Origin of the sequence: Hymenobacter humi (genome assembly GCF_042665855.1) — a bacterium.
GTDB classification, from domain to species: Bacteria; Bacteroidota; Bacteroidia; order Cytophagales; family Hymenobacteraceae; genus Hymenobacter; species Hymenobacter humi.
In genome coordinates this window covers 2,544,373-2,557,847 of the sequence record NZ_JBHTEK010000001.1, presented here as the reverse complement: position 1 = coordinate 2,557,847, position 13,475 = coordinate 2,544,373, and the positions used below count along the sequence as shown (strand labels likewise).

Annotated in this window: 11 protein-coding genes and 2 pseudogenes; 5 read left to right on the top strand and 8 right to left on the bottom strand. The window is 60.5% G+C overall.

Annotated features, from left to right (window positions below; all coding sequences use genetic code 11):
- Positions 1 to 35: 35 nt before the first annotated feature.
- Complete coding sequence (locus ACFQT0_RS14340; RefSeq protein WP_380203714.1) at positions 36 to 767, top strand: M28 family peptidase; 732 nt, start codon at positions 36 to 38, stop codon at positions 765 to 767.
- Complete coding sequence (locus ACFQT0_RS14335) at positions 764 to 1,279, top strand: hypothetical protein (protein ID WP_380203712.1); 516 nt, start codon at positions 764 to 766, stop codon at positions 1,277 to 1,279. Before ACFQT0_RS14340 ends, ACFQT0_RS14335 begins: the two co-directional genes overlap by 4 nt.
- Before the next feature lie 914 nt (positions 1,280 to 2,193).
- Here ACFQT0_RS14335 and ACFQT0_RS14330 read toward each other — a convergent pair.
- Entirely contained in the window at positions 2,194 to 3,054 is an 861-nt protein-coding gene (locus ACFQT0_RS14330) for a DUF2911 domain-containing protein (RefSeq protein WP_380203710.1), read from the bottom strand.
- A 134-nt stretch (positions 3,055 to 3,188) separates the two neighbouring features.
- On the opposite strand from ACFQT0_RS14330, the gene ACFQT0_RS14325 reads away from it, so the two are divergent.
- Positions 3,189 to 4,652, top strand: a complete 1,464-nt coding sequence (locus ACFQT0_RS14325) for an SDR family oxidoreductase (RefSeq protein ID WP_380203708.1) — start codon at positions 3,189 to 3,191, stop codon at positions 4,650 to 4,652.
- Between the two features lie 176 nt (positions 4,653 to 4,828).
- Here the strand turns inward: ACFQT0_RS14325 and ACFQT0_RS14320 are convergent, their stop codons facing one another.
- Genes ACFQT0_RS14320 through ACFQT0_RS14310 form a run of 3 tightly spaced genes read right to left on the bottom strand, consistent with a single transcriptional unit; the run spans position 4,829 to position 7,723 of the window.
- Positions 4,829 to 6,460, bottom strand: coding sequence for a type IA DNA topoisomerase (locus ACFQT0_RS14320; RefSeq protein ID WP_380203706.1), 1,632 nt, complete (start codon positions 6,458 to 6,460; stop codon positions 4,829 to 4,831).
- Positions 6,414 to 7,409 (bottom strand): DNA topoisomerase, encoded by a 996-nt coding sequence (locus tag ACFQT0_RS14315; RefSeq protein WP_380203704.1) that lies wholly within the window; start codon positions 7,407 to 7,409, stop codon positions 6,414 to 6,416. Before ACFQT0_RS14315 ends, ACFQT0_RS14320 begins: the two co-directional genes overlap by 47 nt.
- Positions 7,406 to 7,723: a hypothetical protein gene (locus ACFQT0_RS14310; protein ID WP_380203703.1), complete on the bottom strand. Its 318-nt coding sequence runs from the start codon at positions 7,721 to 7,723 to the stop codon at positions 7,406 to 7,408. The genes ACFQT0_RS14315 and ACFQT0_RS14310 overlap by 4 nt, the downstream gene beginning before the upstream one ends.
- Before the next feature lie 110 nt (positions 7,724 to 7,833).
- Between ACFQT0_RS14310 and ACFQT0_RS14305 the strand changes: the two are divergent.
- Together ACFQT0_RS14305 and ACFQT0_RS14300 are read left to right on the top strand one after the other, a co-directional pair.
- Positions 7,834 to 8,342: pseudogene (locus tag ACFQT0_RS14305) on the top strand (YsnF/AvaK domain-containing protein).
- Positions 8,343 to 8,458: 116 nt separating this feature from the next.
- Positions 8,459 to 9,325, top strand: coding sequence for a YsnF/AvaK domain-containing protein (locus tag ACFQT0_RS14300; RefSeq protein WP_380203701.1), 867 nt, complete (start codon positions 8,459 to 8,461; stop codon positions 9,323 to 9,325).
- A gap of 81 nt (positions 9,326 to 9,406) precedes the next feature.
- On the opposite strand, the gene ACFQT0_RS14295 is transcribed toward ACFQT0_RS14300, so the two are convergent.
- The 4 genes and pseudogenes from ACFQT0_RS14295 to ACFQT0_RS14280 form a co-directional block, all read right to left on the bottom strand.
- Positions 9,407 to 10,879, bottom strand: coding sequence for an amino acid permease (locus tag ACFQT0_RS14295; RefSeq protein ID WP_380203699.1), 1,473 nt, complete (start codon positions 10,877 to 10,879; stop codon positions 9,407 to 9,409).
- A 92-nt stretch (positions 10,880 to 10,971) separates the two neighbouring features.
- Positions 10,972 to 11,691, bottom strand: coding sequence for an LLM class flavin-dependent oxidoreductase (locus ACFQT0_RS14290; protein WP_380206025.1), 720 nt, complete (start codon positions 11,689 to 11,691; stop codon positions 10,972 to 10,974).
- 91 nt (positions 11,692 to 11,782) lie between these two features.
- Positions 11,783 to 12,052: pseudogene (locus ACFQT0_RS14285) on the bottom strand (LLM class flavin-dependent oxidoreductase); the annotation flags it as partial.
- A 21-nt stretch (positions 12,053 to 12,073) separates the two neighbouring features.
- On the bottom strand, positions 12,074 to 13,105 hold the full coding sequence (locus ACFQT0_RS14280) for an ATP-grasp domain-containing protein (protein ID WP_380203698.1): 1,032 nt from the start codon (positions 13,103 to 13,105) through the stop codon (positions 12,074 to 12,076).
- Positions 13,106 to 13,475 lie beyond the last annotated feature (370 nt).

The following is a 13,475-nucleotide window of genomic DNA, read 5'->3' as shown; positions in this document are numbered from 1 at the left end:
TTTTGTTATCCTCGTTCCCGTCCTACCTTTCCCGCATGAAACTCGCTACGCTCTTCCTCCTGGCGCCCTTCGCCACCCTGGCCCAATCCAAACCCGGTCCGCTGCTCCCACCCGCCGACCCCCGTATCCAAAAGCTGGTGGATGAGATTTCGGCCAAAAACCTGGAGGCCGATATCCGCAAGCTCGTCTCCTTTGGCACCCGCCACACCCTGAGCGACACCCAAAGCCCCACCCGCGGCATTGGCGCGTCGCGCAATTGGGTGCGCGATGAGTTCCTGAAGTACAGCAAAGCCGGGGGCGGCCGCATGACCGTGGAGATGGACACCTTCACGGTGAAGCCCGACGGCCGCCGCATCAACAAGCCCGTGCTGATGGCCAATGTGCTGGCCACGCTTCCCGGCACCGACCCCAGCGATACCCGCGTCATCCTGGTGAGCGGCCACATCGACTCGCGCGTGAGCGACGTGATGAACGCCACCGCCGACGCGCCCGGCGCCAACGACGACGGCTCCGGCACGGTGCTGGTGATGGAGCTGGCCCGCGTGCTGGCCGGCCAGAAGTTTCCGTGCACGCTCAAGTTTGTAGCGGTGCAGGGCGAAGAACAGGGTCTTTACGGCTCGGGCCACCTCGCCGAGCGCGCCAAAAGAAGGCTGGAACCTGATTGCGATGCTCAACAACGACATCGTGGGCAACTCGCACGGCTTCGACCCGGTCATCAACGACGACAAGCACCTGCGCGTGTTCAGCGAAGGCGTACCGGCCAATGAAACGCCCGAGCAGGCCAAGACGCGCCGCCAGCTCAGCAACGAGAACGACGGCATCAGCCGCCAGCCTGGCCCGGTACACCCAGCGCATCGGCAAGCTCTATGGCAAAGGCCACGAGGTGGTGCTGGAGTACCGCCCCGACCGCTTCCTGCGCGGCGGCGACCACACGCCCTTCAACCAGCAGGGCTTTGCGGCCGTCCGCTTTACGGAGATGAACGAGGACTACACCCACCAGCACCAGGACCTGCGCACCGAAAAAGGCCGGGCCTACGGCGACGTCATCGAAGGCGTGGACTTCGCCTACCTGCGCCGCAACGCCGGCATCAACCTCGCCACCATGGCCAGCCTGGCCCTGGCCCCCGCCGCTCCCGCCAAAGTAGAAGTCCTTACCGCCAACCTCACCAACCGCACCGAGCCTGCGCTGGCAGGCCCCGGCCACCGGCGCCAAGCCCGCGGGCTACGTGGTGCTGGTGCGCGAAACCAGTTCCCCAGTGGCAGCAGCGCATCCCCGTGAGCGGCTTAACTGCCAACCTGGACATCAGTAAAGACAACTTCATTTTCGGCGTGGCATCTGTAGATGCTGCCGGGCACGAGAGCGTGCCGGTGCTCCCGGTGGTGGGCCGGTAACCACTTAGAACCTATCCGAAAGATAAATTAAACGTCATGCTGAGCTTGCCGAAGCATCTCTACCGCTCAACTAATCTTAATTAGTACTGAGGTAGAGATGATTCGACAAGCTCAGCATGACGTTCTTTTTTCGAAGAGGGTATTTTTCAGATACGCTCTTATTACCCAAATTGAACACCACGATTTCCCAGTAAAGCAAAGCGTACGTGATAATTAGGTAGTGGAAAGCACAAAGCACAGATTTACAAAGCCAACAGTCTACTTCTCACTTGTTGGCCTTATTGCCGCCGCAATCCCTGCTTATGTTTTTCTAGGCGCCGTATCGTGCCTGGAAAAGTTAGGCTATAGCTGCATAAGTGCCATACCAATAGTCTGTACTTACGCAGCCGTTATTTGCTTATCGCTGCCTGTCACCTTTTTCTTTTACCTAATTCGTTCACGCACTTGGTTTTCCAATTCGCAAATCAAGACAAGGATATTAGTCTTTAACTCTATCCTTTTTGTGTGTATTCCGGCAGCTTTGGAACCACGCATGAGTACAGCAAATACACTTTGCAACGTAACCGATGGACAGAACGGCTTAGAGCTAGTATTCAGCGCATGGATTGCCCTGCCAATTTTACTGCTCTTAAGTTTTCTATTTGAGCAGGCATTTAAGCGCAGGAATGGAATCTTGCCTCGGCTCAATCAGGCTTAAAACATTATTCATCAGTATATTTAGCAATTTAAAAGGAATAAAAAAAGCTCCGTGCTTGATTGCACGAAGCCTTTTTTCATGTCCAGCTTTTGAATTGAGCTGAATTACTTCTTCGCTCCAGCGGCGGCCAGTACCTCCTGGTTCAGGCGGATATACTCGTTGCGGGCGACTTCGTTTTTGTCGTCCTTCAACAGCTCCAACGACTTCTTGGCGGCCACAATGGCTTCCTTATTGTTGCCTTGCTTCTGGAGCAGCTTGCCTTTCCAGTAGTAGCCGTTGTACCGGGTGGGATTGGCGGCGATGTACTCGTCGAGCCAGCCCAGGGCCGGGGTGAGGTCCTTGCCCGCGTTGTAGTAGTACTGAATGGCCGTCAGGTACGGCTTCTTTTCGCCCTTCATGGCCTGCTCAATCTGGCCCATCACAATGCGGTCGGGGTCGGCGGTGATGGGCAGGGCCACCTGGGTGCGGTCCCAGGCCACAACGAGGTCGGCGGAGGCGGGGCGCAGGTTCTCCACGGTCAGCGACATGGTTTCCTGGGGCGCGGCTAGTTTGGTGGGTTTGGCTTTCACCCGCAGCACGTCGAGGTCCGACTTGTAGGCGTAGGTGCCCCATTGGGCCGTGTCGCGGTTCAGGATAAAGGTCCACTCCCTGGCATCCGGGATGGTGAGCAGGGCGTAGGCGCCGGCCGGCACCACCTTCCCGCCAATCTTCACTTCTTCGCCGAAGCGCACCTTGGTTACGGTGTTGGCACCAGTGCGCCACACCGTGCCGTTGGGCACCAGCTTGCCGAAGGCCACGCGGCCCCGGAGCGAGGGCCGCGAATACGTCAGGTCGATAAACGAAGTGGAGAACTCCTGGCGCACGTGCGTGCCCGGGCTGAGCGGCGGCACCGTGAGCTTGGTTTGGGCCTGGGCCGCGGAGGTTAGGAGCAGGCCGGCGGCCAGCAGAGAGGCAAAGTGTTCCATGCGGGTGAAGTTGAGGTGTAGCCTTTGGAATGACAGCCGCGGCAAGAGCTTCTGTAGCGACGGTCCCTAAACAACCAAAGGCCTCAGACGTTCAGTTATGGAGTGTTACTGCCGCCCACATAGCTCAACGCCGCATGAAAATCCTCCTCACCGGTGCCACCGGCTACATTGGGCAGCGCCTGCTGCCGCTGCTGGCCGCAGCCGGCCACGACGTGGTGTGTCTCGTGCGCGACCCGCGCCGCTTCTCGCTGCCCGAGACGCTTCCCGAAGCGGCGCGCACGCAGGTGCAGGTGGCCCAGGGCGACTTGCTGCAGCCCGATAGTCTAATTCAACTTCCCACCGACCTCGACGCCGCCTACTACCTCGTGCACTCCATGAGCGGCCACAGCGAGAACTTCTTCAACCTCGAGCAGCAGTCGGCGCACAACTTCGTTCAGTACCTGAATACCACCACGGCGCGCCAGGTAATCTACCTATCCGGCATTGCCAACGACGAAGGCCTGAGCGTGCACCTGCGCTCGCGCCGAGCCGTCGAAACAGTGCTGGGCACGGCCATTAAGGCCCAGCTTACGGTGCTGCGCGCCAGCATCATTATCGGCTCGGGCTCGGCGTCGTTTGAGATAATTCGGGACCTGGTAGAGAAGCTGCTGGTGATGGTTACACCGCGCTGGCTCAACTCTCGTTGCCAGCCAATTGGCATCCGTGACATCATGTTTTACTTGATGTCCGTTCTCGACCGTGCAGAATGCTTCGGGAAGGCCTTTGACGTGGGCGGCCCCGACGTACTCACCTACCGACAAATGCTTGAGGGCCTGGCCGCCGAGCGTGGCTACAAGCGCTGGATATTCACGGTGCCGGTGCTCACGCCGCGGCTGTCGTCGTGGTGGCTGTACCTGGTCACGAGCACCACTTTCTCCCTGGCCCAAAGCCTGGTCGAGAGCCTGAAAAACGACACAGTGTGCGACCCGTCCAAAAGCATCAGCGCCGTGATTCCGCACGAGTGCATGAGCTACAGGGCCGCCCTGGCGCTGGCGTTCCAGCGCATCGAGCAGAACGAAGTGGTCAGCAGCTGGAGCGACGCCCTGAGTTCGGGCACCATGCGCCAGAACTACATGGACGCCATCCAGATTCCCAGGCACGGCATGTTCTTCGACCGCCAGGTGCAGCCCTTCACGCGGCCTGTACCGGAAGTGCTCGACAATATCTGGCGCATCGGCGGCGACCGGGGCTGGTACAAAACCGACTGGCTCTGGCGCCTGCGCGGGTTCCTGGACAAGGCCGTGGGCGGCGTGGGCCTACGCCGCGGCCGCCGCTCCCCAACCCGCCTGCGCGCCGGCGACCCACTCGATTTCTGGCGCGTGCTGGTGGCCGACCGCGCGGGCCGGCGCCTGCTGCTCTACGCTGAGATGAAGCTACCCGGCGAAGCGTGGCTGCAGTTCCGGATACTGGACCAGCCCAATGGCAGCCACGCCGTAGAGCAACTGGCCGCGTTCCGCCCCCGGGGCCTCGCCGGGCGGCTGTACTGGTACGCCATGCTGCCCTTCCACGGCGTCATTTTCAAAGGTATGCTCGAGAACCTGGTGCGCTTTGAGCAGTGAGCAGTGAGCAGTGAGCAGTGAGCAGTGAGCAAAAGAACGTCATGCAGAGCGCAGCGAAGCATCTTTACGCGATACCATTTCCCTTTCAAAGGATTAGTGGTGGCGGTAAAGATGCTTCGCTGCGCTCTGCATGACGCAATTCCTATACTCTAGCTAATTCCACAAGCAAGCGGTAATTACCCAAACACCGGCACCACGCGCCCTTCCTCCACTTTCAGCGCGGCGTCGTACTTGTTCCCCGTCTTCGCCGAGATAAATCCCTTGATAACACTCGTTTCGCCGCGGCGCAGCAGTTGCTTGAGCTGCGTTTCGGTGAGGGCCTTGCCGCCCCACTCGAAGGCCACGCGAAACTGGCAGTCTTCGCGGAAGCGGGAGCAACCGTAGGCGGCTTTGCCCTTGAGCATGGTGCCGAGCTTGCACACCGGGCACGGAATCTGGCCCGATTCGGGAGCGGCGCCGGGCTTGCTGTCGGCCAGCAGCAGCAGCGTGGGTTGGAACGCTGAGTCGAGGCCAATGGCGGCGTCGAACTTCTGGCCGTCGGCCCCCACAAAGCCCTTCATAATGGGCGTGCGGCCTTTGGCGAGCAGGGCTTTCACCTGCGGGTCGCTCAGCTTCTTGCCGTGAACTTCGGCGGGCAGGCGGAACGTGCAGCCCTCCCGGAAACGGGCGCAGCCGAAGGCGGTTTTGCCGCGCAGCACGTGTCCGGTTTTGCACACCGGGCAGTAGCCCAGGCCGTTGCCGCTGGTGGTGCCGGCGGGGTTGGCAGCTTTCGCGGCCTTGGTTCCGGTTAGGCCGGCGGGCACTTTGTTGCCCGCGGCCGCGCCATTGGCCTGGCCCTGGCTCATGGCCAGCTCCGCACTACCGGACGTGACCATGAGCCCGCGGCCGTCGGTTTTCACTTCCTGTACCATCTCGCGCACCAGCCCCGTGAGCTCGGCCAGGAACTGCTCAGACGAGAGCTCGCCCTTCTCAATCTGGCGCAGCTTGCGCTCCCACTGCCCCGTGAGCTCCGCCGACTTCAGGGTGGGGTTGCGAATCAGCCCAATCAGCTCAACCCCGGTGGGTGTCGGCAGCAGGCGCTTTTTCTCGCGCCGGATGTAGTTGCGCTTAAAAAGCGTTTCGATGATGGCGGCGCGGGTACTGGGCCGCCCGATGCCGTTTTCCTTCATGGCCTGGCGCAGTTCTTCGTCGTCGATGTTACGGCCCGCTGTTTCCATGCCGCGCAGCAGGCTGGCTTCGGTGTAGTCCTTGGGCGGCTGCGTGATTTTGCTATCGAGGCGTGGGTTGTGGGGGCCGCTTTCGCCTTTCACGAAGCTGGGCAGCACGGTGCTCACCACGTCTTCCTGCTCCTCGCCACCGGTCTTTGCGTTGGGCGCGGGGGCTGGCGTGGGCGCCTGCTGCTCTTCGGGGTTGCCGTACACCACGCGCCAGCCGGGGCTCAGAATCTGGCGGCCCCGCACCCGGAAGGGGCGCTCGGCGGCTTCGGCCAGCACGGTGGTGTTGCTCACCTCGCAGTCGGGGTAGAAGGCGGCAATGAAGCGGCGCGTGATGATGTCGTACACGCTGCTTTCCATGCCGCCGCCCGGGCCGGCCGCGCCTGTCGGAATGATGGCGTGGTGGTCGGTCACCTTGGCGTTGTTGAACACCTTGGGCGTCTTCGGAATCTTGATGGCCAGCAGTGGCGCGGTCAAACTCTCGTAGCCAATGCCGCGCAGAATGCCAGGAATTTTAGCATACTGGTCGTCGGGCAGGAAGGTAGTATCAACGCGCGGATAGCTCACTGCTTTCTTCTCGTAGAGGCCCTGCACAATCTTCAGCGTGTCCTCGGCCGACAGCCCCAGCCTGGTTGTTGCACTGCACCTGTAAAGATGTCAGGTCGAACAAACGCGGTGGCGACTCGCGGCCTTTTTTTATCTCAACATTAGTGATAACCAGCGGAGCAGGCCGCACTGCCTCAAGCGCTTCTTGAGCTTCCTGCTCGGTCACGAAGTAGCCCAACGCCCGCAGGCGGGTCTTTTCGTCGGGCGCGTCCTCGGCGTCTTTGGCCTGCTTGGGGGCAATGTGGCTGAACATGGTGCCGCGGTATTCGGTGCGCAACACCCAGTACGGCTCGGGCTTGAAGTTCTGGATTTCGTGCCAGCGGTCTACCAGCAAAGCCAGCGTGGGGGTCTGCACGCGGCCGATGCTCAGCAGCTGCTTGTCCTGGTAGGTGGTGTACTTTAGGGTAAACAAGCGGGTAGCGTTCAGGCCCAGGAGCCAGTCGCCCACGGCGCGGCTTTTGCCGGCCTGGTACAGCTTGTCGAACTCCTTGCCGTCGCGCAGATTGGCGAAGCCCTGGCGGATGGCTTCCTCGGTAAGCGAGGAAATCCAGAGGCGTTTCACAGGCTTGCGGCACTTGGCTTCCATCAGCACCCAGCGCTGTATCACCTCCCCTTCCTGCCCGGCGTCGCCACAGTTGATGACCTCCTCGGCCTCGTCGACCAGCTTCTTGATGGTGTGAAACTGCTTCACCACGCCCTCGTCGCGGCGCATGAGCTTGATGCCGAACGAGTCCGGAATCATGGGCAGGTTGTGCAGGCTCCAGCGCTTCCATTCGGGCAGGTAGTCGTCGGGCTCCTTGAGCTGGCATAAGTGGCCAAAGGTCCAGGTGACCTGGTAACCGTTGCCCTCAAAATAGCCGTCCATGCGGCGGGTGGCGCCCAGCACGTTGGCAATTTCTCGGGCCACGCTGGGCTTTTCGGCAATACAAACCTTCACTGATTTTCGCTAAGTAATCGGACGCGGCTGATACCTTGAGCCGCGTCGTAATCAACAAAGGTAACCGGAGAAAAGGTCGTTTTTGAAGGGCTTAAGCCAGCTCCTGCTGTGCCCTTCCTGCATAGTGAATTCTCCTCACGTCGGGCGCTTCCCTGGCTGAGTTGCGGGGGCTGCTCTGCCACGAACGGAAATAAATCTGTAATAAGATTTTGCACTCTTCGCATTAGCCCGGTGCCCGCCAGCTGGATTGGTCCCTGCTCGGCTTTAGGCTTTTTAACCTTCTGACTAGCAATCATCACAATGGACTGGCTCAATCTGAACCGCTAATCAAATTACCCTGCTTAGCACCAACCGCCGGCTAGTCGGCCGGGGCTTTGCCCTGCATAATTATCAACCCCCTCCTACTACGACCGTATTTCTGACCATGTCTCCAAACGACCCCGAATTCCTTCCCTCGTCGGCTACGCCCGAGTTCCTGCCCCGGACCATTCCGGTCATCGAAGAAGTAGCCCACATCGAGAAACAAGTAGTCGATACGGGCACGGTCACCGTGCGCAAAACCGTGCACAATGAAACCCAGACCGTGAACGTGCCCACCAAGCACGAACAGGTTTCGGTAGAGCACGTGCCTGTAAATCAATACGTAGACGTAATTCCCCCGTGCGCCACGAAGGCGACACAATGATAATTCCGGTGTTCCGTGAAGAAGTGGTGGTGACTACCCGCATCCTGCTCGTGGAGGAGGTGCACGTGCGGAAGCAGGTAGTTACCACCAATACGGCCCACCAGGTGGAGTTGCGCCGCGAAGTCGTGACGGCCGAGCGGGTAGCTGCAACTCCCGGCTCTACCGGCCCAAATACAGGAAATTCCGGCTCAACCCCCGGAACTCCCAGCCCATCCCCAGGAGCTCCCAACGGCTCCCTACCCTCCTAGCCTTCCCATTCCTTTTCCTTCCTTTCCACATTTCTAATCGGTTACTTATGGCCCAACAAACAGTAGTTGGCTTGTTCAATAGCGCTTCAGAAGCGCAGCAAGCCGTTCAGAGACTCATGTCCGCCGGTTTTGTGAGCAGCAACGTGGACGTAGCTGCCCAAGACGCTCAGAATGCCCAGCGCATGACCGCAGGCGCAGGCAGCACCGGTACCCGCAATAACGACCCTTCGGATTTCCAGAACACCAGCGGCACGGCCGTGGAAGGCGCCGCCGACGCTACCAGCCGGGCCGCCGGCCGGGCCGAAGACGGCATCAGCCGGTTCTTCAGCAACCTGTTTGGCAATGACCACCAAGACACCCACGCCTACACCAACGCAACCCGCAGCGGCCGCTCGGTGGTGACGGTGCACGCCGCCTCGCCAGAGGAAGCCGAGCGCGCCCGTGACATCATGGACGACAACGGCGCCATCGACGTGCGCGACCAGGCGGCCACCCAAGGCTACGGCATGACCGGCGCCCGCGGCTACGCCGCCGATACCGGCTCCACCCAAACGGCTACGGGGCAGCAGAATGGCGCACTGCCCATTATCGAAGAAAACCTGCAAGTGGGCAAGCGCGTGGAGCAAACCGGCGGCGCCCGCATCCGCAGCCGCATCATTGAGCGGCCGGTGGAAGAGCATGTACGCCTGCGCGAAGAGCACGTGAACGTGCAGCGCCGCGACGTAAACCGCCCCGCTACCGAAGCCGATTTCGCCGCCTTCAAAGAAGGTGAAATCCAGGTGACGGAGCAGGCCGAGCGTGCCGTGGTTTCTAAAGAAGCCCGCGTGGTAGGCGAGGTCAACATTGGCAAAGAAGTGACCGAGCGCGACGAAACCGTGCGCGGCACCGTGCGCAAAACCGACGTCGATGTGCAACAGCTCGGCGCCAACGATACCCGCACGGGCAACAATGACCTCAACGACCCGAACCGCACCAACCGTTAATCACCCTTAACGCACATAAAAAAGGCAGCTGATAACTCGGCTGCCTTTTTTTGTGCGCATTGGGCTAAAGCTAGCCCGTGATTAAACCACCGTTTTGGGAGGTACTTGAGCCGCTGCTTGAGCCAAACGCAGCTTGCTGTGCTTCTTTCCGTAGCCGTAATAGATACCCAGGCCAATGGCCAGCCATACAAACAGGCGCAGCCAAGTGTCGAGCGGCAGCGAGAACATCATCACCAGGCACACAATGATGCCCAGGATGGGCACCACCGGCACCCACGGCGTGCGGAACGAGCGCGGCGCGTCCGGGTCGGTGCGGCGCAGGATGAGCACCCCGAGGCAGACCATAACGAAGGCCAGTAGCGTACCGATGCTCGTCATCTCGCCTACCACCGCAATGGGTACAAAGCCAGCGAACAAGGCAATGAAGGCGCCCAGCAGCAGGCTAGACTGAAACGGCGTGTTGAACTTGGGGTGCACCTTGGAGAATACCGGCGGCAGCAACCCGTCTTTCGACATGGAGAAAAACACCCGCGACTGGCCCAGCAAATCCACCAGAATCACCGACGTGTAGCCGATGAGGATGGCCAGAATCACGGCCGAGCTTAGCCAGCCGTAGGGTGTCTTTTCAATGGCAATAGCCACAGGGGCCGCGCTGTTCTTGAACTCCGTGTAGTTGGCCAGGCCCGTGAGCACGTGGCCGAACAGCACAAACAACACCGTGCACACCGCCAGCGAGCCCAAGATGCCGATGGGCATGTTGCGCTGCGGGTTCTTGGTTTCCTGAGCCATGGTGGCCACGATGTCGAAACCGATGAATACGAAGAAGATAACGCCCGCCCCGCGCAAAATCCCGCTCAGGCCAAACTCGCCAAACGTCCCGGTATTGGCCGGAATGTAGGGTTGGTAGTTGGCCGGGTCGATGTATTGCCAGCCCAACGCAATGAATACCAGCACCACCGCCACCTTCAGGGCCACCACCAGCGCATTGAACCACGCTGAGCCCTTGGTCCCACGCGTGACAATGGCTGTGATGGCCAGCACGATGAGTATGGCCGGCACGTTGACGAAGCCCGATACCACCGAGCCGTCGGCCAGCGTGGCTTTCTCAAAGGGCGACATCACCAGTTGAGCTGGAATGTGCAGGCCGTACTTGCCCAGAAACTTGATAAGGTACTGCGACCAGCTGATGGCCACCGTGGCCGCGCCCACGGAGTATTCGAGCACCAAATCCCAGCCGATAATCCAGGCGAACAGCTCGCCCATGGTAGCATACGAATAAGTGTAGGCGCTACCCGACACGGGTACCAACGCCGCGAACTCGGCGTAGCACAGCGCCGAAAAGGCGCAGCCCACGGCAGCTACAATAAAGGAAAGGGTGACGGCCGGCCCGGTGTTGTTGGCCGCGGCAATGCCCGTCAGGGAAAAGAGGCCGGCCCCAATAATAACGCCGATGCCAATAGCAATGAGGCTAACGCCGTTGAGGCTGCGCTTGAGGGTGTGAGCCCCCGTTTCGGCTGCTTCCAATCGAAGCAGCTCCAGTGATTTTTTTAACATGAAATAGTTGAGGCGCGCCGGTGGGCAGGTTGAATTGCCGATAGGCACATGGAAAGTAGGAACGCGCCTTGGCGCGTTCAGCAACAGAACAGTTAGGCGGACGGAAAGCTATTTTTCCGTCCGCACCGTCGTTCCGGGATGGAACGCGCCGAGGCGCGTTCCTCCAGAGTTAGGCTAATACTTGAATGACGGCTTCCGAGAACCGCTCCATTTCCTCTAGCTGCGGGCTGGCCTGCAGCAGAAAGAAGTCCACCCCGACCTGCTCGAACGCGCCGATGCGGTCCTGAATCTGGGCGGGCGTGCCGGTGAGGCCGGTACGCAGGCCGCGGTTCGATACCGAATAGTCGTGCAGCGATACTTGCTGCTCGAGCCTGCGTGCCGGCCAGCCACTGCTGGTAGTTGCCGTAGCCCGCGGCCGACGCCTTCACGTTGGTGATGCGGTCGAGCTCCTTCTTCACGTCCTGGTCGTTGTCGCGGACGATGGTGTAGCCAGCCACGCCAAACTTCATGGGTGGCAAGCCTTTCTGCTCGCGGCGGCGACGCATATCGGCAATGCGGGCACCTATTTGCTCGGGCGAGTCGCCGTGCATCACGTAGCCGTCGCACTGGCTCGAAATCAGGTCCTTGGCCGCTTCCGACTCGCCGCCGGCGTACAGGAAAGGCGTCTTGGCGGGCTTGGGCTGCAGAACGTTATCGGCCACCTGATAGTACTTGCCGTCGTAGCTGAAATGGTCCTGCTTCCACACATTTTTCACCACGTCGAGCCACTCCCGGGTGCGGGCGTACCGGTCGTCGTGCTGCTCGAAGTGCAGGCCGTACTTGGTGGCCTCGTCGCGCCACCAGGCTCGACACCACGTTCAGCGACAGGCGGCCGGGGGCAATCAGGTCAATGTTAGCGGCCTGCTTGGCCAGCTGTGCCGGGTTGTGGAAGGTGGGACGCACCGCCACCATGATTTCCAGCTGCTCGGTCACGGCAGCAAGGGCGGCAGCGGTGCTCCAGGCTTCCATCGAAGGAGCTTCCGTGCCCTTAATGTCGTTTAGGTACAGCTCGGCGATGAGCGTGAGGTCGTAGCCAAGGGCTTCGCTGCGCTGCGCCAGCTTCTTGACGTAGCTCCAGTCGGTGGGCATCTGCTCGTCTTCCACGTTGCGCAGCCAACCTCCAAAAATGGGCATCCAATATCCGAATTTCATGGCTTAGTGTATTGATTCCGTGACGAGTTGTTGAGCTGGTGCGGCCGTGGTTGCGGCAGTAGGTTGGGCTAGGCTGCCGTTGACGGGCAGTTGGGTTTCCAGGTAATCCACGAAGCGGGCGTAGGGGTCGAAGCCCACCACGTTCACTGCATCGGCCACGAAGTTGGAGAGGGCGTTGATGTCGTAGAACAGCACGTCGCCGCTGCGGTCGTCGATGAGGTATTCGATGCCGCCCACGTCGATTTTGGCGGCGGCCACGATGCGTTCCACGGCGGCAATCACGTCGGCCGGCGGGGTAAAGGCTTCCACCTGAATGCCCTTCTTGGGCGCTTCGGTCAGGCAGAACTCGGCCGACTGCTCTTCCGGAATCTGGCAGATTTCGGCCGGGCACAGGTTGAAGCTCTCGCCGGTGGTGTACACCTTCATGGCGTAGAGAAACTTGCCATCGAGAGTCTCTACGCGGTGGATGTTGCCGCCGCGGGGCGTCACGTATTCCTGCACCAAGGCGGTTTGGTCGATGCCCAGGTCAATCTGGTTGTTATCAACCGCCGCTTGCAGGCCCTCCGGTGTGTCGAAGCGGATGATGCCCGCGCCGCTGCCGCCGATGTTCACCTTCACCACGATGGGGAAGCGCAGCTCTTTGGCTGCATCCACCGCCCGCGAGGCGTGGTTTATCACAAACGACTTCGGGTATTTCAGCCCCAGCGACTCAAACAACGAGAGCTGGCGGGCTTTGTTGGTTTCGATGGCCGTGGCCGCCGAACCGTTGATGATGCGCACGCCCAAGCGCTCGAGGTGGGTGGCGTAGCCGGCCGTATGAAAAATGCCCTGCCCGTGCCCACGCAGGTAAGCCGAGGAGCTCATGCGGTTCACTACAAGGCTGTAGCGGCTTTCCTTTTCCGAAGGATTGAAGAGGTGATGAGCGGCATCAATTTTTTCGTAGGGCAGCTCGCGGCGGTCCAGCTCGGCAAACAGCGGCTTAAACCATTCGGGGTGCTCGAAATAGATGCCAATGGGCTTTTGAATCAGCGACATAATCAAAAAATAGAAGTTGAGAAACGAGGTTGAAATTGGATGGGTCAGCTCCAATTTGGGCTGGCACCACCGGGGCAGAAAGCCCAACAATTGAAAGAGCCCTGACTGGTCAGATGGTGGCGGCGCCTCAGCTTCAGGGGGTTCCCACCGCGCCTCGCGTTAGCCCAAGGCTAGGGCGGCAGGGCTTGCTAGGCAGCAATGCGGGGCGGCATGAAGCCAGCCCAGCACGAGCATGCAGGAGCAAGTAGAAACCCAGAAAAGGTGGAAGCGGCGCCGCGGGCGGCCACAAAAATGCAGGCGTGCGCCAGCCCCAAGCTTGCGCAACTGCCTACCTACCCGCGAAAAACCATTCGGGACAGGCTAAGCCAGA

Coding starts and splice junctions, on each gene's coding strand:
- ACFQT0_RS14340 (WP_380203714.1), top strand. CDS start 36: ATGAAACTCGCTACGCTCTTCCTCCTGGCGCCCTTCGCCACCCTGGCC.
- ACFQT0_RS14335 (WP_380203712.1), top strand. CDS start 764: ATGAAACGCCCGAGCAGGCCAAGACGCGCCGCCAGCTCAGCAACGAGA.
- ACFQT0_RS14330 (WP_380203710.1), bottom strand. CDS start 3,054: ATGGAACACTTTGCCTCTCTGCTGGCCGCCGGCCTGCTCCTAACCTCC.
- ACFQT0_RS14325 (WP_380203708.1), top strand. CDS start 3,189: ATGAAAATCCTCCTCACCGGTGCCACCGGCTACATTGGGCAGCGCCTG.
- ACFQT0_RS14300 (WP_380203701.1), top strand. CDS start 8,459: ATGTCCGCCGGTTTTGTGAGCAGCAACGTGGACGTAGCTGCCCAAGAC.
- ACFQT0_RS14295 (WP_380203699.1), bottom strand. CDS start 10,879: ATGTTAAAAAAATCACTGGAGCTGCTTCGATTGGAAGCAGCCGAAACG.
- ACFQT0_RS14280 (WP_380203698.1), bottom strand. CDS start 13,105: ATGTCGCTGATTCAAAAGCCCATTGGCATCTATTTCGAGCACCCCGAA.